The following is a 19,559-nucleotide window of genomic DNA, read 5'->3' as shown; positions in this document are numbered from 1 at the left end:
GCGGGTAAGGGATTACCTGAAGTCAGACGGCCTGCAATGTGCATAATTAACCGTGTTTGATGTTACTGACCGACGGGTTGGCAACACAGTTGCTATACCGTCGGCAGCGGCATTCCGCAGGTGCTCGCCTCGCTTTCCATGCCTTACGGTTCGGTGAAAACGCGGCTGATTGTGCTCGGGCAGACCTGTTTGAAAATCCCGCTGACCTTTCTCGGTATGCTGTTCGGTGCATCCATCGGCCGCGAAGGGCCGTCGGTACAGGTCGGCGCAGCAGTAATGGCAGCGTGGGGCGCGTGGTGCAAAAAACACAATTTCGCCTTTAAAGGCATGCAGGAAAACGACTTGATGGCGGCGGGTGCGGCGGGCGGTTTGGCGGCGGCGTTTAATGCGCCCTTGGCGGGGGTGGTGTTTGCCATTGAAGAGCTCGGGCGCGGCGTGATGTTGCGCTGGGACAGGCAGATTCTCATCGGCGTGCTGGCGGCCGGTTTCATCAATGTGGCGATACAGGGCAACAACCCGTATTTTTCCGGTTTCCACGGCGACGAATTGCAACATATGCTGCTGTGGGCGCTGGCGGCAGGGCTGGTGTGCGGCGTGGCGGGCGGCTTGTTTGCGCGGGCGCTGTATAAGGGCGCGGCGGCTTATACGCCGCAAAAATGGCGCGGTTGGGTGCGCCGCCATCCGCTTTTGCTGGCAGGCATGATGGGCGTATTGCTGGCCGCTGTCGGCACGTTGTATCAGGGGCAGACCTTCGGCACGGGCTACGGAGAAGCCTCTGCCGCATTGCGCCGCATGTATGACGCGCCGCCTGCCGTGGCTGTCGGCAAATGGCTGGCAACGGTGTTTTCCTATTGGGCGGGTATTCCAGGCGGGATTTTTACACCGTCGCTGACCATCGGCGCGATGTTGGGGCAGCATATTGCCGATATTGCGCAACTGCAAAGCGGCGCGAATGTGGTGGTGCTGCTGTGTATGGTGGCGTTTCTCGCCGCCGCCACCCAATCGCCGCTGACTGCTGCGGTGGTGGTGATGGAGATGACGGGCGGGCAGAACCTGCTGTTTTGGATGCTGCTCTCGGCGCTGTTTGCCTCGCAGGTGTCGCGCCAATTCTCCCCGCGTCCGTTTTACCATGCGGCAGGCATGCGCTTTCGGCAGCGGGTGCAGGAGGAATATGCGGCGGAACGCAGGCAGGAAGAGGAAAATAAGGCCGTCTGAAAACAGTTGGCAAGACGTAGGGTGGGCACTTGTTACCCACCGCTTATCCGAAGGCCGGAACTGAATGTCATCAGGTGCACCTGATACACCAAACATGCGGAATAAAAAATACCGTCTGAAAATAATGATTTTCAGACGGCATTTCCTTTTTTCAATCAAACGGCTTAGGCCGCTTTTTCCCCGTTCCACGGCGCGACTTTAAACAGCAGCAGCATACCCGGTACGCCCAGCGCGAAACAGAGCCAGAAGAAATCGACATAGCCCAACCATTCAATCAAATAGCCCGTGGTGGCATTGATAAACGTGCGCGGGACGGCGGAAAGGCTGGTAAAGAGCGCCAGTTGGGTGGCGGTAAACGCAGGATTGGTTTCCCGCGCCATATACGCCACAAAAGCCGCCGTACCCAAGCCGACGCCGATGGCTTCCGCGCCGATGACCACCGCCAACATCATGCGTTCGTGCAGGCCGATAACATCGAAATGCTGATAGCTTGCCAGCCATGCAAAGCCCAAAATCGTCACCCATTGCACCACGCCGAAAATCCACAGCGCTTTATTAATGCCCAGTTTCAGCATCCAAATGCCGCCGACAATGCCGAACACCACCGCCGGCCACAAACCCGCGTTTTTGGCAATCAGGCCGATGTCGGTTTTGCTGAAACCCATATCCAGATAAAACGGCGTTGCTAAAGCAGTGGCCATGCTGTCGCCGAGCTTGTAGAAAAAGATAAACGCCAAGACCAACAAGGCTTGTTTCACACCCTTGCGGGTAAAAAATTCGTGAAACGGCTCGACGATGGTCTGTTGCAGCGTACGCGGCGCTTTGGGCGGCAAATCCGGTTCGCGCGCCAAAAACAGCGTCATCAAAAGGCCGGGAATCATAAACAGCGCGGTAATGATAAATACATTGTGCCACGGCATGATGTCGGCCAGAATCAGGCTGAGCGAGCCGGGTACCAGCGCGGCAATGCGGTAGGCGTTGACGTGGATGGCGTTACCCAAGCCCAATTCGTTGTCCGGCAGAATCTCGCGGCGGAACGCGTCCAACACAATATCCTGACTGGCGGAGAAAAACGCCACCACCACCGACAAAGCCATAATTACCGGCATTTGGCTGTGCGGATTCAAAAAGGCATACGCCGCCAGCGACAGCAGCAGGCCGATTTGCGTGACCAACATCCAACCGCGCCGACGGCCGAGAAACGGCAGGCGCACCGCGTCCATCAGCGGCGACCAGACGAATTTCCAAGTAAACGGCAGGCCGATGAGGGCAAACAGGCCGATGGTTTTCAAATCAATGTGTTCGCTGCGCAACCAGGCGGGAATCAGGTTAATCAGGAAATACAGCGGCAGGCCGGAGGTGAAGCCGGTAAAAATACAAATCAGCATCCGCCGCGAGAAAATCTGCTTGAGCGTGCCGGAACGGGAAGGGGTCATGGGACAATCTATATGAAAAAAGAGTAGGGCGTTATTGTAGCAAAAATAAGGGGCTAGGGTCTGCCGACATTTCATCGTGCGGCCATATTTGTGCGCAAAAAAGCAGAGGCCGTCTGAAAAAGCTGTTTTTCAGACGGCCTTCGCTATGCAAAACCAATCAGCCTTTCAGCCCCAATACATCCTGCATATCAAATAAACCTTGTTTGCCGTTGACCCATACCGCCGCGCGTACGGCGCCGGAGGCGAAAGTCATGCGGCTGCTGGCTTTGTGGGTAATTTCCACGCGTTCGCCGTCGGTGGCGAAGAGGGCGGTATGGTCGCCCACGATGTCGCCGGCGCGCACGGTGGCAAAACCGATGGTAGAAGGATTGCGCACTCCGGTGTGCCCTCCTCGGCCGTACACGGCGCATTGTTTCAAATCGCGGCCGAGCGCGTCGGCGATGACTTCGCCCATGCGCAGCGCGGTGCCGCTGGGGGCATCGACTTTGTGGCGGTGGTGGGCTTCGATGATTTCGATGTCGTAGCCTTCGTTCAACACTCGGGCGACGGTGTCGAGGATGTGGAAGGTCAGGTTGACGCCGACGCTGAAGTTGGCGGCGAACACAATGCCGGTTTTCTCGGCAGCGGCGGCAATGGCAGCTTTGCCCGCGTCGTCAAAGCCGGTAGTGCCGATAATCATCGCGACTTTGTTGTCCACGCATTTTTGCAGGTGGTTCAAAGTCGGCTCAGGGCGGGTAAAGTCAATCAATACGTCGCTTTGCGCCAATATCGCATCGACATCGTCGCTGATGGCGATACCGGTTTTGATACCGAGGGAAAAACCGGCGTCCAAACCCAAAGCGTCGGAAGCGGAATGCTCCAAAGCGCCGCTTAAAACGGTATCGGGGTGTTGTTCGACGGCTTGGATAAGTACGCGACCCATACGGCCGTTGGCGCCGGCAATGGCGATTCTTAATGCGCTCATGGTGTGTCCTTTAGGGTAAATGTCTGGAGCGGGGGCGCTGCTCCGCCGTCATTCCCGTGTAACTGGGAACTGAGGCTGATGTTTGAAAACGGTTAGCTTAATATTATGCTGTCTGAATACGGTAAAGGATTTTCATTTGCTTGAAAAGACAAATTCAGACGGCCATTTTCGGTAAGCCGTGTTTTATTCGGCTGCTTTTTTCTCGCGGGAGAACATGCGTTTCCAAAGAGACGGCTTGCGGTCGCCTGATTCGGCTTCCTGCTCGCCGAGGTCGCCGGTTTGACCGCTGCGCAGGGCGGTAATGGATTTTTGGATGGCGTCGCCTTCGGCTTTGGCCAGCAGGTCGTTTTCAAAATACAGGGTCAGGTTGGATTGGTCTTTGATAATTCCGTTGCGGCTGGTGTTGAAAACGTAATCCCAGCGGTCGGCATGGAAGGCATCGCGCAGCAGCGGCGTGCCCAGCAGCAGCTGCACCTGGTCGCGGGTCATGCCCAGTTGTAAAGATACAACGGCGCGCGGATCCAATTCGTTGCCTTGCACTACTTTCAATTTATAAGATGGAAAGTTGGAAATACGCTCCGCGCTGCAAGCGGACAGCCCTAAGAGGACGGCGACGGCAAGACATAAGGTTTTGTTCACAGGTGTACCTTTCTGTTGAATCGTTCGGAAACATTTTCACATCATCGCTTGAATCATTTTAAAAAGCAAACGATAATCATCTTCGCGGAAAATTTTGGCCGGCTGGCCGCTGCGGACGCAGGTAAGGTATTGAAAACCTTTATGGCGCCATAGTGGGCAAACGGGCTGAAAGTGCGTATTATAACGGTTATTACACCACAGGGATAAGAATACTATGGAAAATTTCAGCAATATTGCGCAATTGAAAGACAGCGGTTTGAAAGTCACCGGCCCGCGTCTGAAAATTTTAGATTTGTTTGAAACGCACGCTGAAGAACACTTGAGCGCGGAAGACGTGTACCGTATTTTGTTGGACGAAGGCATCGAAATCGGTGTCGCCACCATCTACCGCGTGCTGACCCAATTTGAGCAGGCGGGCATTTTGCAGCGCCACCATTTTGAAACCGGCAAAGCCGTTTACGAACTGGACAAAGGCGACCACCACGACCACATCGTGTGCGTCAAATGCGGCACGGTTACCGAGTTCCATAACCCCGAAATCGAAGCGCTGCAAGACAAAATCGCCGAAGAAAACGGCTACCGCATTGTCGATCACGCGCTATATATGTACGGCGTATGCGCAGACTGCCAAAGCAAAACCAAGCGTTGATTTTTACAGTTTGAAATGCTATTTTCAGACGGCCTCAGAGGGATTTGAGGCCGTCTGAAATTTTATAAAATCTCCTTATGAACATCCCTTTCCTCCCGCCCCGCGATTACCGTTTTCCCAACCCCGCTTACGCCCTAGCCGAATGCGACGTCTTGGTCGGCGTGAGCGCGGATTTGGATACGGGGCGGCTGTTGGCGGCTTATCGGGCGGGGATTTTCCCGTGGTTTGCGCAAAACGGCTATTTTTACTGGTTTGCCACTGCGCCGCGCACGGTATTGTTCCCCGAAAAGCTGCATATCCCCAAATCGCTGGCGAAAACCCTGCGCAACAAGCCTTACCGCGTGACTGCCGACCAAGCCTTTGCCGAGGTTATCGCCGCCTGCGCCGCCGTGCCGCGCCCGAATCAGGACGGTTCGTGGATTGCGCCCGAATTTCAGACGGCCTATACCGCGCTGCACCAAATGGGACACGCGCATTCGTTTGAGTGTTGGTATCCCGATGGGCAAAACGGCTGGAAACTGGCGGGCGGCTTTTACGGTGTGCAAATCGGCAGCGTGTTTTACGGCGAATCCATGTTTGCGCACGCGCCCGACGCATCGAAAATTGCTTTTGCCTGCGCTGTGCCGTATTTGGCGGCATGTGGGATCAAACTCATCGACTGCCAGCAGGACACCGACCATCTCAAACGCTTTGGTTCGGAACAGATGGATTTCGATGATTTTCAGACGGCCTTGCGGCATGGGAACGGCGTGGCGTTGAGACAAGCGATACAGGCAGGAGTCATTGCGTGAGCGGAAAAATGGCCAATCATACGTATTGGTGGGAAGTCATCCCGTATGCAGTGCCGGCGGTAACGGGAGGGTTGTTGCTGCTGATGATGATTGTGATGGATGAAGCATGGGCGCGGCAGTATGAGCCTTGGCCTTCTTTGGTATTCGGCTGTGCCATCGGCAGCGGCATGCCGTGGTTGAATAAAATCAGCAAGGGCTGGCTGGCGGGTGAACACCGCTTTCGCTGGTACGAATGGCTGATGTTTCTCGCGGCGCTGGCTTTTGTTGGCGTCGGGGTGCAGATTATCGTCCGCCCGAAAATTTTGGGCGAAGTGATGGATAAGCCCGCGCTATTGGTGTTTATTGCGACATCATGGTTGTGCAATCTGTGTTTAACGGCGCAAGACGGCGTGAAAAGTAAGGCTAAAATGGAGGCGCTGACGGCGAGGGTAAGTGAGTTGGAACGAAAGTTGCAAACCACGGAAAGGCGTGAGCCGTTATGACGGTTTGGTCGGGCTTTTTGCTGTGTTCTGTTTTGAACATGCTGCTGTTGCTGCGCGGGAAAACGCTACACCGCCACGGCTGGCTTTATCTGCCTCTGCTGGCTTTATCTGCCACGGCTGGCTTTATCTGCCTCTGCTGGCGGTGTTGCTGTATGCGGCGGTGGCCGCTTGGCGCGTGGGTATGTTGGCAGACGATACGCTGGACAAGCTGCTGCCTTCGCTGATGGTGTTGTGTCTGAGCAATTTCGCTGTATATGCCGTCAATGTCGCGCTACGCCTGATAACGGCGTTCCACCGCCGCTTTAATGCGGAAAATCTGCATAGGCCGCCGTTGAGGCGCTTCTGCGCTGCTCGTTTGCGATTCAATCTGCCTGCGCTTGGGTGTTGGCATTGGCCGGATGGCTGCTGTTTTACGGTATTTGGCTGGCAAAATAATTGCCGCAATAGCTGACGGCAAAGGCTTTCCGTGGCAAAATAACGCGTTAGCGATTTGTATCCGAGGCCGTCTGAAACTTGGCTGCAAACTGCATTTTTCAGACGGCCTGTCCCTCTTTTATCTCGATAAGGAATCCCTATGTCTTTGCAAAACATCATCGAAACCGCGTTTGAAAACCGCGCCGACATTACCCCGAGCAACGTTACCCCAGAAGTCAAAGAAGCTGTGTTGGAAACCATCCGCCAGCTGGATTCGGGCGAATTGCGCGTGGCCGAGCGCTTGGGCGTGGGTCAATGGCAGGTTAACCAATGGGTGAAAAAAGCCGTGTTGCTGTCGTTCCGCATTCAAGATAATGAAGTCTTGAACGACGGCGTAAACAAATATTTCGACAAAGTGCCGACCAAATTCTCCGACTGGAGCGAGCAGGAATTTCAAACCGCCGGTTTCCGCGTGGTACCGGGCGCAGTGGCGCGTCGTGGCAGTTTCGTGGCGAAAAACGCCGTGTTGATGCCTTCTTACGTCAACATCGGCGCGTATGTCGATGAAGGTACGATGGTCGATACTTGGGCTACCGTCGGCTCTTGCGCCCAAATCGGTAAAAACGTGCATTTGAGCGGCGGCGTGGGCATCGGCGGCGTGTTGGAACCGTTGCAAGCGGGCCCGACCATTATTGAAGACAACTGCTTTATCGGCGCACGTTCCGAAATCGTCGAAGGCGTAGTGGTGGAAGAAGGCTCGGTAATTTCCATGGGCGTGTTTATCGGCCAATCTACCAAAATCCTCGACCGCACCACCGGCGAAATCTACCAAGGCCGCGTACCGGCAGGCTCGGTAGTCGTGTCCGGCTCTATGCCGAGCAAAGACGGCAGCCACAGCCTGTATTGCGCCGTGATTGTGAAACGCGTGGACGCACAAACCTGCTCTAAAACCAGCGTGAACGAGTTGTTGCGCGGGGTTTAAGCATGCATCATGCTTGATTGATATGCAAGAAAAAGGCCGTCTGAAAACAGATTTGTTTTCAGACGGCCTTTTTCTTACGCCAACTTTAAAATCAATTTTCCTGACACGCCCGATAAAATTCAATCAGGCCGTTGGTGGAGCTGTCGTGGTGCAGGGCTTTGTCTTGGAAGAGTTCCGGCTCGATGGCTTTGGCCAAGACTTTGCCATATTCCACGCCCCATTGGTCGAAGGGGTTAATCCCCCAAATCACGCCTTGTACAAACACTTTATGCTCATACGCCGCCATCAGCATGCCTAAGGTAAACGGGCTGATTTTGTTAATCAAAAAGCTGTTACTCGGGCGGTTGCCGGGGAATTCTTTTTGCGGCGCAAGGGCGGCGCGTTCCGCTGCGGGCAGGTCGGCCAATTCGGTTTCCACTTCGGCCAGCGTTTTGCCTTTCATCAGCGCTTCGGCTTGGGCGAAGGCGTTGGCGACGGTAAAGCGGTGTTGGCGGCCGACTTTGAGCGGCGAGGTCATGGGCACGATGAAGTCGCACGGAATCAGGCGCGTGCCTTGGTGCAGCAGTTGGAAATAGGCGTGTTGGCAGTTGACGCCTTCTTCGCCGAAGACAATGCCGCCGGTTTTGCAGCTGACGGCTTGGCCGTCTGAAGTGCGGCTTTTGCCGCTGCTTTCCATGTCGAGCTGGTTAATCCAGCTGGGGAAGCGGCGCATGTCGTGGGAGTAGGGGACGACGGTGTGGCCGTCGGCGTTGTAAAAATTGTTGTACCACACATGCAGCAAGCCCATCAATACGGGGATGTTGTGGCGCATGGGGGTGTTGAAGAAATGCTCGTCCATGGTGTTTGCTCCGCGCAGCAGCTCGCGGAAGCGGCTTTCGCCCACGGCGACCATCACCGGCAGGCCGATGGCCGACCATACGGAATAGCGGCCGCCGACCCAGTCGAACATGGCGAAGACGTGTTCCGGCGCAATGCCGAAGTTTTGCGCGGCGTTGACGTTGCTGGAGATGGCGCAGAAATGGCGCGAAATATCGGCCTCGGGTAGGCCGGCATCTTTATACCAGGCGCGGGCGGCATAGGCGTTGAGCAGGGTCTCGGGCGTGCCGAAGGATTTGCTGGCCACGCAAAACAGGGTGGTTTCGGGGTTGAGGCCGCTCAGCGTCCGTGCGATGTCGGCGTCGTCGGAATTGCTGACGAAATGCAGCCGGACGTGTTTGCGGTAGGCTTTGAGGGATTGGACGCACAGCTGCGGCCCCAAATCGGAACCGCCGATACCGATGTTGACGAAATCGGTAATGCGTTTGCCGGTGGTGCCGGTGTGTGTGCCGCTGATGATGCTCTCGGCAAAGGCCAGGGCGCGGTCGAGTTCGCGGTGGAGTTTGGGCATGATGTCTTCGCCGTCCACCGACAAGGGCACGGCGTTGTCCGGCAGGCGCAGGGCGGTATGGAGCACGGCGCGTTGCTCGCTGGCATTGATTTTGTCGCCGCGCCGCATGGCGGCCATTTGTTGCGGCAGTCCGGCGGCTTCGGCCAGATTGCATAATAGATGTAAGGTTTCTTCGTTGACGCGGTTTTTGCTGTAATCAAACAATAGGCCGTGCAGGGTCTCGTGCATACGCGCAAAGCGTTGTGGGTCGGCGGCAAACTGCTCGCGCATGTGTACGGTATGTGTGGCTTGGAAATGTTCGGTTAAGGCCTGCCATGTGGCCGAATGTGTCGTCATGCTTATTCCTTTGCTGGTGTGACTGGTTTTGTTGAAAATGGAAACTGTAATAAACAAACAGCCGATGTCTGTGGTAAGCGGTTTTTTGTTATTGAATTATCATGCAATATCAAGACATTTACTATCATACTATTTTTTAAAAGCCTTGGGTGTAGCGCATTTGCCGTCTGAAAAACGGTGGAGAAAGAATCCGTCTGTATGGAAATGTAAAACGCAATGATTGTGCTTTGATATATTCATGATTAAAACAAAATATTATATTTCTATTTAGGTTTGAATTTAAAAAGCAGAGTTTTTTGTCTGGGTATGGACTGAACTTTAAGTTTGATTGATTTTTATCAAGCTTGTGTTAAAAAAAGTGTTATGACACCGATGTCAGATGTGCTATTCTTCGCCGTAATAATATTGAAATAGCGGCGAGAGCGGGAACGTAAGATGGCTACAATTTATGATGTCGCTGCCCGGGCAGGGGTTTCGCCCAAAACGGTCAGCCGGGTGATTAACGGCGATGCTCCGGTCAGCGATAAAACCCGTGCCAAGGTGGAGACCGCTATTGCCGCGTTGGGCTATATTCCCTCTTCCGCCGCACGGATTATGCGTTCCAGCCGTTCCGGGCTTATCGGCCTGATTACCGGCGCGATTTCGCGTACGGGCGCAGAATTCCGCGTTGACGGCCTGCCAGATATGTTTCTGATTAAAGGCATCCAGCAAAAGCTGCGTTCGGAAGGCAAAACCCTGATGATTGCCGATACTGGCAACCGTCCCGAATGTATCGAGCCGCTGATTCGTACCTTTATGGAACACCGCGCCGAAGGCATTTTATATGTCGCCGAATACCATCAGGAAGTGGTGCTGCCGGAAGTGGCAAACGTGTGTCCGATTGTGTTGGCCAACTGCTTTGATGCCATCGGCACGCCGGCGGTTTTGCCCGATGACGAGCAGGGGCAGTATGACTTGGTGCGCGAAATCATCCGTCACGGTCATGACCACATTGCCTATGTGACCCTGCGGCCGGGTATTGAAGCCACCCGCCTGCGCATTGCCGGATACCGCCGCGCTTTGGAAGACGCGGGCATTGCTTTTGACGCGGATTTGGTGCAAACGGGCTATCCCGACAACCGCAACGACAGTGAAGCTTTGTTGGCCGCCATCATCAAACTGCTGTCGCTGCGCCAGCCGCCGAGCGTGATTTGTTGCGGCAACGATGAAATGGCGGTCAGGGTCTATGGTATTTTGCGCACACGCGGTTTGCGCGTGCCCGAGCAGATGTCGGTGGCCGGTTACGACAACCACAGCTCGATTGCGGAAACCCTGTTCCCGCCGCTGACCAGCACCGAGCTGCCGTATGTGCGTATGGGCGAGTTGGCAACCGAAATCCTGTTGCAGGAAATCGAACAGAAACAAACAGCGCGGCCGCCGCTAAAAGTAGCCGGCGCAACCATCTGGCGGCAGTCGGTTACCACAAGACAATAAACGGGAAAATAAAAACAGAACAAGATTTTTCAGACGGCCTATGAGGGTTTACAGGCCGTCTGAAACCAAAAATTCGGCGTATTAAACTTCGAATCAGACCCCGGTAGGGCGGGGCTTATAAGAAAGATAAGGCGGCACTCAGCGTTTTGCTGCTTTTCATCGGAAATTTGTTTCACTGTTTTAATCAATCAGGAGTAACCTCCAAATGAAGATGTCCCCACAGGTGGCGATGACCCTTCGCCAGATTATGCTGATGAACTTCGGTTTCTTCGGCATTCAGTATAGTTTCGGTTTGCAGCAGACCGCGATTAACCCGATTTTCAGTTTCCTGAACGCCGACCCCGGCCAACTGCCGATTTTGAACATGGCCGGCCCGATTACCGGTCTGCTGGTGCAGCCGCTGATTGGTGCGATGAGTGACCGCACATGGATTCCCGGCCTCGGCCGCCGCCGCCCGTATTTCCTGATTGGTGCCATCGGTTGCAGCTTGTGTCTGTTTATCTATCCGCACGTGACCGCGCTGTGGGTGGCCGTATTGCTGTTGTGGCTGTTGGACATCTCCAACAACACCGCGATGGAACCGTTCCGCGCCTTTATCGCCGATACCGTGCCCGAACACCAACAATCCACCGGCTTTTTGATGCAGTCTGTGTTTACCGGTTTGGGTATTACCCTGGCGAACGTGTCCTTGTATATCTTCCAACAAATCGGCTGGTTGCAACAAACCTCCGAAGCCGGTATTCCTTACTGGGTATTCGGCTCCTTCTACATCGGCGCTGTTTGCTCGATTGGTTCTGTGTTGGTGACTGTGTTCTCTACCCCTGAACACGAACCTTCTCCCGAAGAAATGGCTGCCCTGAAAGCCAAAAAAGAACATTCCGCGTTGGGTGAAATCTTTATTGCTATCAAAGAAATGCCGTTTGCGCTGTGGCAACTGGCGCTGGTTTACCTGTTTCAATGGTACGCGCTGTTTATCTACTGGCAATATATTTCCCACTCTATCGTGGCTTCCGTATGGCATTCGACTGCTGCCGACAAACATGCTTACGAGCAAGCCGTGGCTTGGACCGGCTTGGTGAACGGCTTCTACAACGTCGTTACCTTTATCTCTGCCTTCGGCCTGATGGTGATGGCAAAAAAATACGCTGCCAAATACGTACACGCATTCTCCGTTGCGCTGGCTGCGATTGCCCTGCTGACCATTCCGCATATTTCCGACAAATACATGATGTTCATCCCGATGATTGGTTTCGGTATCGGTTGGGCAAGTATGATGGGCGTGCCGTTTATGATTGTGGTGAACGCCATTCCGAAAGAGCGTTACGGCGTGTACATGGGTATTGTGAACATGATGATTGTGATTCCGATGCTGATTCAAACCGTGACTTTCGGCAAAATCTACGACACCTTCCTGCATACTCCGGCTAACGCCATGACCTTCGGTGGTGTATTCCTGGCGATTGCTGCCGTGTTGACCCTGCTGATTAAAACCAGCAAAAAAGCACCGGAAGCGCCGCAAGCCTAATCCGGCAATATAAAAAAGGCCGTCTGAATTTCAGACGGCCTTTTTGCATGTAGATTAAACCGGAAATATCGTGCCGATAATTCGATCGGCTCGTTTTTTATTACTTAACGTGAGTTCGGGATAAGCAGATAGAATATGTTTTAAATTTCAGAAACGTGTTCTGCTGCTGGACAGAATCCGCAAGGATTCGTCATTCCCGCGCAGGCGGGAATCTAGAAGCCTGACATTTCTGTAATGTTTTTAAGGTATCAGAAGCCCAAACGTCTGGATTCCCTCCTGCGCGGGAATGACGAAAGTCTGGCGATTTTCCGTCTGCCTGAATGTCGTATCATTCTGAAAACAATAAAAATATTTAAACACTTATCCCAAACTCACGTTACTTATTCGTGTACCGGATTATCCGGCAGATACACATCGAAACGGGTGCTTTTACCCGAATATTGGTAGGCGGGTTTTTGCCCGTTGAGAAATTCGCCCAAGCGCGGGCGTTTGACGACCACGCGCTTTTTCGCCACTTTCTGCGCGGCGGCAAGGAGCGCGGCTTCATCTTGTGCCGCGCCGACCAAGCCGTGAAAATAAGCCATTTCTTTTTTTACGGCGGCGGATTTTTGCCGCTCGGGATACATTGGATCGAGATACACCACATCGGGGCGTTCGGCTGCGGCGGCCAATTCGGGCAGCAGTGTGCAGGTATCGCCCACATGCAGGGTAATGCGGCGGGCAATATCGGCGACTTCGGGATGGGCGAGAGCGCGGTTGAGGCCGTCGCGCAGCAGGCAGGCCACGGCGGGATTTTGCTCGAAAGTGTGTACGGTCAAACCGAGCGAGGCCAAGACAAAGCTGTCGCGGCCGAGACCGCCGGTGCCGTCCCAAACGGCAGGGCGGGCGGTATGGTTGACGGCTTTGGCGATAAGTTCGCCGCCGCCTTTGGTGCGGCGGTATTGCGCGGCGCCGCCGGCAAAATCTACCTGTACGCGGCTTTTTTCTCCGGCGCGGCACAAACTGATGCCGTCTGAATCAGCCAGCAGGTATTCGCCTTGCGATGGGAAGGTGTTAACCGGATTCAGGCCGAACGACAGGGCGGTTTCCCGCACGGATTCGGTTGCGTCCGGCATCAGGTAAATCGGGGTCATGGTTCAGACGGCCTTTGTGTCAACATAAGAACCTGCATTCACAATCTTGATAGCGTCTTTTTATTGCCTAATCACACGCCTACTGCGTTGGACTTTTACGCCAATCGTCCAAATTTGCATAAATATCGCCTTGTATTTGTATGATTATCCAACAAAAATCCATCTATCAATCTTATGAATACAGGTTCTAAAGAAAACCGCCTGAATCAGACGGTAGGGCGGCATGCAAACAGATGTTTCAGACGGCCTTAATGAGATAAGGTCATTCAGGCCGTCTGAAAATCAGTTGATGTCCAAGCGTTCCATGCGGTAGCGCATGGAGCGGAAGCTGATACCCAACAGCTTGGCCGCTTGGGTACGGTTGTAGCGGGTTTGCTGCAAAGCCTGCTCGATGATTTCGCGCTCGACTTGGTCGAGGTAATCCTGAATCTGCATGCTGCGCGGGTCAAACGGCTCGGGCGATTGGTATTGCCAGCCGTGTGCCGGGGCAACCGGTTCGGCGATGTCTTCCAGCGTCGGCAGGCGGCTAGAGGTCGGCGCATGTTGCGGCACAGGCGTGTTTTGAATCTGCAAATCGTCCAGTTGGATCACTTGGCCGACGGTCAGAGCAACGGCGCGTTCCAAAATATTTTCCAATTCGCGGAAATTGCCGGGATAGCTGTAATGCAGCAGGGCTTCCTGCGCTTTGGCGCTGAGCTGGTAGGTTTGGCTGCCGTGGCGGTGTTTGTAGAGCAGATACAAAATCAGCGCGCCCAAATCTTCGCGCATTTCGCGCAAGGGCGGCATATGCAGCGAAACGACGTTTAAGCGGTAATACAAGTCTTGGCGGAAAGCGCCGGAAGCCACCAGCGCTTCCAGATTTTTATGCGTGGCGCAGACGATGCGCACATCGACAAAGCTTTCCCGCGCATCACCGATACGGCGAACGGCTTTTTCCTGAATCGCACGCAGCAGCTTGACCTGCATGGCCAGCGGTAAATCGGCCACTTCATCGAGAAACAGTGTGCCGCCGTCGGCATGTTGGAAAAAGCCCAAACGGTCTTGGTCGGCGCCGGTGAAGCTGCCTTTTTTGTAACCGAAAAACTCGCTTTCCATCAGGTTTTCCGGAATCGCACCGCAGTTGACGGCGATAAAGGGTTTGTCGGCGCGGTCGGACAATTCATGGATGGTACGCGCAGCCTGCTCTTTGCCCGTACCCGATTCGCCCGCGATGTAAACGGGGACGTTGCTGCGCGCCAGACGGCGGATAAGGTGGCGCACTTCCACCATCTGCGGCGAGCTGCCCAACAGACGCGGCATGTCGCTCTCGCCGCCCAGTTGCGGCTCTTGCTGCGCTTGCGGCGTGATGTCGCCGCTGCTGAAACGCTCTTTGAGCGAACGCAGCCCGTCGGGGACGGACAAGGGCTGGTTGAATGTACGCTGCACAGATTTGGGCGGCGGCGCAGGCGTAACCGGCGTCGGTGTTTTTTCAGACGGCATCTGGTTTAATGCCGCCATCACCGGCGCGGGTTTGGGCTTTTCCTGCGGTGGTGGGGTAAGGGCTTCGGCATGGTCAGATACCGATACCGCCGATTTGACTAAGGAGCGCAGTTGCGACAGGGTAATCGGCTTTTGCAGGTAGTCGAAAGCGCCGGCTTTGAGCGCTTCGACGGCTTGGTCGGCATTGCCGAAAGCGGTAATCACCGCCACGGGGGTGTCCAACATCAACTCGTTGATGTATTGCACCACTTCCAAACCTGAGCCGTCGGGCATACGCATGTCGGTCAGAACCAGCGAATAATCGCGGTCGTCGAGTTTGTCTTTGGCTTCTTCGACACCGGCGGCGGTTTCGACGCGCAGACCCATTTTCATCAGGGTCATTTCCATCAGGTCGCGGATGTCGGCTTCGTCATCGACAACCAACACGGGGTCTTGCAGTTTACTCATTCGCTTCCCTCGGTAAAATCAGTTCAAAGCCGTTCATTTCGGCGTGATAGTGTAGTTGTCCCATATTGGCATGCGCCAGCTCGCGGGCGACATACAGCCCCAAGCCTGTACCTTGTTTTTCGGTGGTATAGAAAGGCTCGAAAAGATGGCTGCGCACCTCGGGCGTAATGCCTTTGCCGTTGTCGGCCACCACAATGGAGACGTGCATGCGACCGCTCGGGCGGATGAGCACGGTAATGGCGTTTTCATCTTGGCGGCTGTGGCGCCAAGCATTGTTGCACAAGTTCCACATAATCTGCTGCACATGCATGGCGTCGGCCAATATGGTTAGGTTGTTGCCGTCCATGTTCATGCGCAGGCAGCCGATGGCGGCGGGATTGTTGAGCGTGAATTCCTGTTTGAAATTGAGCCAGAATTTCATCAGGTTCATCGGCTCGCGGCTGATGTTGTCGCGCTTGTTGAGCAACGACACGTCTTCGAGCATTTTGTCGATACGGCGGATGTTGCTGTCGATAATGCCGTAGAGCTTGGTTTTGGCCGGATCGGGTTCGTCGTCTTCTTGTAACAAATCGCTGGCGTGGCGGATGGCCGACATGGGATTGCGGATTTCGTGCGCCAGATTAGCGGTCAGTTGGCCGAGCGAAGTCAGCTTGGTGGACATCGCTTCCGCCGCCACTTCGCGCAAAGAGCGAACATACAGCATTAGAAGCTCGGTTTGCTCCTGAATCAGCGGCACGGCGCGCACATGCATGGCGTGTTGGAAAATATGGATGTCGGTTTCAAAGGCTTTGTCGGGCTGATACTGCCAACGGGCGACCAATTCGGAAAACACCAATTCCTGCTGATCGACGGCCAAGTTGGGAAAATAGGTTTTGGCTTGTTTGTTGAACAGCCATACCCGTTGGGAAGCGTCAATCACAACCACAGCTTCCTGAACGCGGTTGAGCACCAAGCGGTTGAGCCCGCTGAGACGGCGGTAGGCCAGCTGGTGTTTGTTGGCCGATTCGGTGGCTTTTTCCAGATATTTGGCGGCAAAGGCAGTCAGAACGGCAACCAGATAGCAGGCGGTTATCAGCAGCCCGCCTTCAATCACGCTGCGGTTGTCCCAGCTAAAGGGATTGAATTTCAAACTGCCGTCCAGCAGCATATTGATGACAAACAGCATGGCCGCATAGCCCGCATGCAGCAGCGGATAATGGCCGTAGCTGAGCAGGCAGGAGGTGGCGACAAACGGCAGCACCAAAATGCCGAAACCCGAATCCAAACCGCCGGCGATATACACCAGAATCATCATCATGGAAATATCGACCACCGCGCTGGCATTAGGCAAAGCCAGCGACTGCCATTGCCAGTCGGGGCGGAAAATGGACAGCAAGATTAAGACGGCATACGCCGCCGCCCAGCTGTAAAATTCCATTTTCGGGAAAGACGCTTCGGAGAAAATGCCGCTGTATGTGCCGAAGATTTGAAACACAAGCAAAGACAGGACGATGGCAATCCGGGCGATGTTAATCAGCCCCGGTATGCGCTCGCCCAGGTTTTCCAATTCTGTGTTGCCGAATTTTGTCATGCTTCAGATTGCCTTGTTTATTGTTATCGTTGCGGATTTTTGATTACGGCGGCAAATTTTCAAGGAATTTGCCGGTTTCGGTTTTGCCGTCCCAGTAAGCGGTCGAAATCGTCAGGAAAAAAAGTATAACGGATTTGCTGCAATTTATGATGACGTTTGTACAAAACAATCATGAAAAAGCCGTTCAGACGGCCTGAACAGGCTTTTTCACTGCTTTTTGCGTTGAATTTGGCATACAAATCCACGGATTATTCGTCAAACAAACCTTTCAGACGGCCTGACAGATTCAGCGCCTTGCCTTTTCTGCCGCGCTTGCCGTCAATCTCGGCAATGCTGATGTTTTCCTTATGCACTGCGCCGCGTTTGCCCACGCTTTCCAGCGCCACGGCAGGGGCGGTCGTCGTCAGCACATGCGCCAGCTTCTCGCCCTCGTGCAGGCTGATGAGTTGCAAGCCGCGGCCTTTGGCCATCACTTTCAATTCGCCCAGCATAAACGCCAAAGCGCGGTCTTGGTCGGTCAGTGCCACCACTTTGCAATCGGGGTTAATCAGCGAAGAAGTGTACACGGCCACCGGCGGCAGCACGTTTTCGCCCTTATCCAGCGACATGACCACTTTGCCCGCTTTAATGCGGCTGACCATATCGCCGAGTCTGGTGATAAAGCCGTAACCGCCGCTGTTGCTCAAGAGATAATGCTGCTCGGGCAGGCCGGTGAGGATGGCGGCCACTTCCGCGCCGTTGTGCAGTTCGATTAATGAGGACACCGGCACGCCGTCGCCGCGTCCGCCGGGGATTTCCGCCGCGTCCAGCGTGTAGGTGCGGCCTTGCGTGTCAAGCACGATGACCGGCCACACGGTGCGCCCTTCCAGCGTTTGCTGCAAACGGTCGCCTTCTTTAAACGAAGTTTGGCTCAAATCCAGATTGTGTCCGGAGCGGCTGCGTATCCAGCCTTTGGCCGACAGAATCAGGGTAACAGGCTCGTCGGCGGTGGTCTGGGTCAGCGTGGCGCGGCCGGCTTCTTCCACCAGCGTGCAGCGTGCGTCGCCAAACTGCTTCATGTCCGCCTGCATTTCTTTGATGATAAGCTTTTTCTTTTCGCCTTCATCGCCCAGCAAAATATTCAGACGGCCTTGCTCTTCCTGTAATTCGTTCAACTCTTTTTCCAGCTTGAAGCCTTCCAAACGCGCCAGTTGGCGCAGGCGGATTTCCAAAATGTCTTCCGCTTGGATTTCGCTCAAACCAAAAGCTTTCATCAATTCCGGCTTGGGCTCGTCGCTCTCACGGATGACGCGGATAACTTCGTCGATGTGCAGAAAAACTTTCAGACGGCCTTCGAGAATATGCAGGCGTTTTTCCACTTGGCTCAAGCGGAACTGCAAACGGCGGGTCACGGTCACGACGCGGAAATCCAGCCATTCCTGCAAAATGGTTTTCAGGTTTTTCTGCGCCGGGCGGTTGTCTGAGCCCATCATCACCAGGTTTACCGGCACATTGCCTTCCAGCGAGGTTTGCGCCATCAGCGTGTTCATAAACGCTTCCGGCTCGATACGGCTGGATTTTGGCTCGAACACAATGCGCACGGGCTGCTCGCCGTCGCTCTCATCGCGCACTTTGTCGATTAAATCCAACATCAGTTTTTTGGTATTGAGCTGATCTTGGTTGAGCTGCTTTTTGCCCGCTTTCGGTTTGGGGTTGGTCTGCTCTTCGATTTCGGCGAGGATTTTCTGCGTGCTGGTGTTGGGCGGCAGCTCGGTCACCACCACACGCCACTGGCCGCGCGCCAGTTTTTCGATTTCATAACGCGCCCGCACGCGCACGCTGCCTTTGCCGGTTTCATACAAATGCTGCAAATCGGCGGCAGGGGTAATGATTTGGCCGCCGCCTGCAAAGTCGGGCGCAGGGATGTAGGCCATCAAATCGGCAGTGTCCAAGGCCGGTTTTTTCAGCAGCGCAATCGCCGCTTGGGTCACTTCGGTCAGGTTGTGCGACGGGATTTCCGTAGCCATGCCCACCGCGATGCCTGATGCGCCGTTGAGCAAAACCATCGGCAGACGGGCGGGCAGATGCAGCGGCTCTTCAAATGCGCCGTCGTAGTTGGGCACAAAATCCACCGTGCCCTGATGAATTTCCGACAACAGCAATTCGGCAATCGGCGTCAGCCGCGCTTCGGTATAACGCATGGCCGCCGCGCCGTCGCCGTCGCGCGAGCCGAAGTTGCCGATACCGTCGATGAGCGGATAGCGCAGGGTAAAATCCTGCGCCATGCGCACCATTGCTTCATAGGCGGAGCTGTCGCCGTGGGGGTGGTATTTACCCAAAATCTCGCCGACCACACGCGCCGATTTCACCGGCTTCGCGCCCGCCGTCAAACCCATGTCGCGCATGGCATACAGGATACGCCGCTGCACCGGCTTCTGGCCGTCTGAAACATCAGGCAAGGCGCGGCCTTTGACCACGCTCATGGCGTATTCGAGGTAGGCGCGTTCGGCATATTGGCCGAGCAGCAGGTAATCTTCGCCGACAGCGGCGGGAGCGGTGTGTTCAGTCATCGGATTGCTAAGATTTGAAAGACAAATAGACCGTTATTGTAAAGCAAAATAGGGGATTGCGCTTGGGTTGCGGGTGTGGAGCAAAATG

At 54.7% G+C, this 19,559-nt stretch carries 14 protein-coding genes and 2 pseudogenes; 8 read left to right on the top strand and 8 right to left on the bottom strand.

All coding sequences use genetic code 11. The features are described 5' to 3' along the window. Positions 1–93: 93 nt before the first annotated feature. Positions 94–1,215 (top strand): annotated as a pseudogene (locus J2T37_RS06335) (chloride channel protein); the annotation flags it as partial. A 164-nt stretch (positions 1,216–1,379) separates the two neighbouring features. On the opposite strand, the gene J2T37_RS06330 reads toward J2T37_RS06335, so the two are convergent. From J2T37_RS06330 to J2T37_RS06320, 3 genes are all read right to left on the bottom strand, one after another. Further along, entirely contained in the window at positions 1,380–2,651 is a 1,272-nt protein-coding gene (locus J2T37_RS06330; protein WP_253354622.1) for an AmpG family muropeptide MFS transporter, read from the bottom strand. A gap of 157 nt (positions 2,652–2,808) precedes the next feature. After that, positions 2,809–3,615, bottom strand: a complete 807-nt coding sequence (dapB, locus tag J2T37_RS06325) for a 4-hydroxy-tetrahydrodipicolinate reductase (RefSeq protein WP_253354620.1) — start codon at positions 3,613–3,615, stop codon at positions 2,809–2,811. 183 nt (positions 3,616–3,798) lie between these two features. Further along, positions 3,799–4,254 (bottom strand): outer membrane protein assembly factor BamE, encoded by a 456-nt coding sequence (locus J2T37_RS06320; RefSeq protein ID WP_253354618.1) that lies wholly within the window; start codon positions 4,252–4,254, stop codon positions 3,799–3,801. Positions 4,255–4,406: 152 nt separating this feature from the next. On the opposite strand from J2T37_RS06320, the pseudogene fur reads away from it, so the two are divergent. The 5 genes and pseudogenes from fur to dapD all read left to right on the top strand — a co-directional run bounded on the left by fur (position 4,407) and on the right by dapD (position 7,572). Beyond that, positions 4,407–4,903: pseudogene (gene fur / locus J2T37_RS06315) on the top strand (ferric iron uptake transcriptional regulator). A gap of 77 nt (positions 4,904–4,980) precedes the next feature. Next, positions 4,981–5,694, top strand: coding sequence for a leucyl/phenylalanyl-tRNA--protein transferase (gene aat / locus J2T37_RS06310; protein ID WP_253354614.1), 714 nt, complete (start codon positions 4,981–4,983; stop codon positions 5,692–5,694). Then, positions 5,691–6,176, top strand: a complete 486-nt coding sequence (locus tag J2T37_RS06305; RefSeq protein WP_253354612.1) for a hypothetical protein — start codon at positions 5,691–5,693, stop codon at positions 6,174–6,176. Before aat ends, J2T37_RS06305 begins: the two co-directional genes overlap by 4 nt. Then, positions 6,163–6,627: a hypothetical protein gene (locus J2T37_RS06300; RefSeq protein ID WP_253354610.1), complete on the top strand. Its 465-nt coding sequence runs from the start codon at positions 6,163–6,165 to the stop codon at positions 6,625–6,627. The genes J2T37_RS06305 and J2T37_RS06300 overlap by 14 nt, the downstream gene beginning before the upstream one ends. A 123-nt stretch (positions 6,628–6,750) precedes the next feature. Beyond that, the gene (gene dapD, locus J2T37_RS06295; RefSeq protein WP_253354608.1) at positions 6,751–7,572 is read left to right on the top strand and encodes a 2,3,4,5-tetrahydropyridine-2,6-dicarboxylate N-succinyltransferase; all 822 of its coding nucleotides are present in this window, start codon (positions 6,751–6,753) and stop codon (positions 7,570–7,572) included. A 91-nt stretch (positions 7,573–7,663) separates the two neighbouring features. On the opposite strand, the gene pgi is transcribed toward dapD, so the two are convergent. Continuing rightward, positions 7,664–9,295 (bottom strand): glucose-6-phosphate isomerase, encoded by a 1,632-nt coding sequence (gene pgi / locus J2T37_RS06290; protein ID WP_253354606.1) that lies wholly within the window; start codon positions 9,293–9,295, stop codon positions 7,664–7,666. Between the two features lie 435 nt (positions 9,296–9,730). Here pgi and J2T37_RS06285 point away from each other — a divergent pair, with 435 nt between their 5' ends. Together J2T37_RS06285 and J2T37_RS06280 are read left to right on the top strand one after the other, a co-directional pair. Further along, positions 9,731–10,768: a LacI family DNA-binding transcriptional regulator gene (locus J2T37_RS06285; RefSeq protein ID WP_253354604.1), complete on the top strand. Its 1,038-nt coding sequence runs from the start codon at positions 9,731–9,733 to the stop codon at positions 10,766–10,768. A gap of 205 nt (positions 10,769–10,973) precedes the next feature. Beyond that, positions 10,974–12,293 carry an MFS transporter gene (locus J2T37_RS06280; RefSeq protein WP_253354602.1) on the top strand — a complete coding sequence of 440 codons (1,320 nt, stop codon included), beginning with the start codon at positions 10,974–10,976 and terminating at the stop codon, positions 12,291–12,293. A 380-nt stretch (positions 12,294–12,673) separates the two neighbouring features. On the opposite strand, the gene J2T37_RS06275 is transcribed toward J2T37_RS06280, so the two are convergent. The 4 genes from J2T37_RS06275 to parC all read right to left on the bottom strand — a co-directional run bounded on the left by J2T37_RS06275 (position 12,674) and on the right by parC (position 19,471). Then, positions 12,674–13,426, bottom strand: a complete 753-nt coding sequence (locus J2T37_RS06275) for a class I SAM-dependent methyltransferase (RefSeq protein ID WP_253354600.1) — start codon at positions 13,424–13,426, stop codon at positions 12,674–12,676. Between the two features lie 282 nt (positions 13,427–13,708). Beyond that, entirely contained in the window at positions 13,709–15,352 is a 1,644-nt protein-coding gene (locus J2T37_RS06270; protein WP_253354598.1) for a sigma-54-dependent transcriptional regulator, read from the bottom strand. Next, entirely contained in the window at positions 15,345–16,922 is a 1,578-nt protein-coding gene (locus J2T37_RS06265; protein ID WP_253354596.1) for an ATP-binding protein, read from the bottom strand. Before J2T37_RS06265 ends, J2T37_RS06270 begins: the two co-directional genes overlap by 8 nt. Before the next feature lie 248 nt (positions 16,923–17,170). Then, on the bottom strand, positions 17,171–19,471 hold the full coding sequence (parC, locus tag J2T37_RS06260) for a DNA topoisomerase IV subunit A (protein WP_253354594.1): 2,301 nt from the start codon (positions 19,469–19,471) through the stop codon (positions 17,171–17,173). Positions 19,472–19,559: the final 88 nt, after the last annotated feature.

It is taken from the genome of Neisseria perflava (assembly GCF_024170405.1).
Taxonomy (GTDB): domain Bacteria; phylum Pseudomonadota; class Gammaproteobacteria; order Burkholderiales; family Neisseriaceae; genus Neisseria; species Neisseria perflava_B.
This window is presented reverse-complemented; position numbering and strand designations above follow the sequence as displayed.